The sequence below is a fragment of the Streptomyces europaeiscabiei genome (genome assembly GCF_001550375.1).
Lineage (GTDB): Bacteria > Actinomycetota > Actinomycetes > Streptomycetales > Streptomycetaceae > Streptomyces > Streptomyces europaeiscabiei.
In genome coordinates this window covers 1-1766 of sequence record NZ_LRTR01000332.1, presented here as the reverse complement: position 1 = coordinate 1766, position 1766 = coordinate 1, and the positions used below count along the sequence as shown (strand labels likewise).

General features: G+C 69.4%; 2 protein-coding genes. Both read right to left on the bottom strand.

What is annotated here, in order from left to right; genetic code table 11:
• On the bottom strand, window positions 1-753 hold a 753-nt coding region (locus tag AWZ10_RS16190), incomplete at its 3' end, for a nucleotidyltransferase family protein (protein ID WP_060891410.1).
• Between the two features lie 257 nt (window positions 754-1010).
• On the bottom strand, window positions 1011-1766 hold a 756-nt coding region (locus AWZ10_RS16185), incomplete at its 5' end, for a peptidoglycan recognition protein family protein (protein ID WP_167365955.1).

Here is a 1766-nt window from a genome sequence, read left to right as displayed (position 1 = left end):
GCAGCGGCCGGGGACGGCGGGCGACGGGGCGCGGCCCAGGACGAGGTCCGCCGAGCCGCGGACGAAGGCCGCGGGGGTGCCGAGGTCCAGCCAGTACGTCGAGTCGACCACGCCCTGCAGATGGGCGCCCGCGGACAGCAGGTCCGGGAACGTCTCGCGTTCCACCGAGACCGGGCGGCCCGCCGGGATCGTGTCGATGACCGAGCGGCGGAAGACGTACGCCCCCGCGTTGATCTGGTCGGTGACGATCTCCTCGGGCGTCTGGGGCTTCTCCAGGAAGGCCAGGACACGGCCCGTCCCGTCGGTGGGGACGAGGCCGTAGGCGCGCGGGTCGGTCACCTGGGTCAGATGCAGGGAGACGTCCGCGCCGGTCGTCCCGTGGGTGGCGACCAGGCGGCGGATGTCCAGGCCGGTGAGGATGTCGCCGTTGAAGACGAGGACGGGGTCCTCGGGGCCCGAGTGGAGGTGCGAGGCGGCGTTACGGATCGCGCCACCCGTGCCCAGGGGCTCCTCCTCCGTGACGTACTCGAGGTGGAGGCCGAGGGCGGAGCCGTCGCCGAAGTGGGGTTCGAAGACCTCGGCCAGATAGGAGGTGGCGAGAACTATGTGGTCGACTCCCGCGGCTCTGGCTCTCGCCAACTGGTGTGTGAGGAAGGGGACTCCGGCCGCCGGGACCATGGGCTTCGGAGTGTGCACCGTGAGCGGACGCAGCCGGGTGCCTCTGCCGCCGACCAGGAGGATCGCTTCTGTCACCTGTCGTCTCTGCTTCCTGCCGGGACCGGCCGAACTGTCATTCGACCGGCCAGTGTATGCAGACCGTTCCATGGCGCCTTCGCGGCCTAGCGGTTGGCCGCCGACGTACGGTGAGGCACGTCAACGGTGAAGTCCGTCGAAGGCACGGTGGGTGCGCCCTCGACCTGTGCTGCGAGTCGTGTCCGGCGTGATCTCCTGCCGGTCACTCGTTCCGGCCGGGGCACGCGCCCCGGTTCCCCCATCATCCTGTCGCCGCGCTATCGGCCTTGGTAGCGGGCTGACTCCGTGCGGGCCGTGCCGAGTTTTCCGTAAAGGCGCCCCCCTGGGCACTCGGTCGCGAACCCGTCCCGGTGGCCGGAGATCACATGCAACAGCACCTTCTTGCCTTTTGCGTAGAGATTGCCGCCACCTGAAGTGAGGTATGTCTTGCCCTTCGGGTTCGCCCCGTAAAGACCAAGTTTCCAGGCTGTTAGTTGCGCGATTCCCTTGACCGCCACCGCGGGCGGCTTGGTGGTGCCGTAGCTGCCGAGGACCGCGATGCCCATGCTGTTCGTGTTGAAACCGAGGGTGTGGGCGCCCATGACGGCCTTCGCGACGCCACCCGCGCGGCCTTCGTAGATGTTTCCGCACTTGTCGACGAGGAAGTTGTAGCCGATGTCCCGCCAGCCGCTGCTCACCACGTGGTAGCGGTAGATACTGCGGATGACGGAAGGGGCCTGCGCGCACTTGTAGTTGTTGCCCGACGCCGTGTGATGCACGAAGGCCGCGCTGACCCGCTTGGTGTAGCGGAAGTCGCGCTCACGCAGCTTCTCGTCGGCGCCCCAGCCGGCCCGCGTGACGATGCGCGGACGCGGCCCGATGTAAGGCTTCACCCCGGGCACCACGTTCGCCAGCCGCTCCTCCGTCTCCTTGCGCGACAGCGCCGGGATCGCGGTGGCGCCGAGCGGCGCGAGGTCGGCGTTGACGGCGGAGGCGGCGGCCGATTCGGCGGTCAGCGCGCCCAGCCGCGGAGC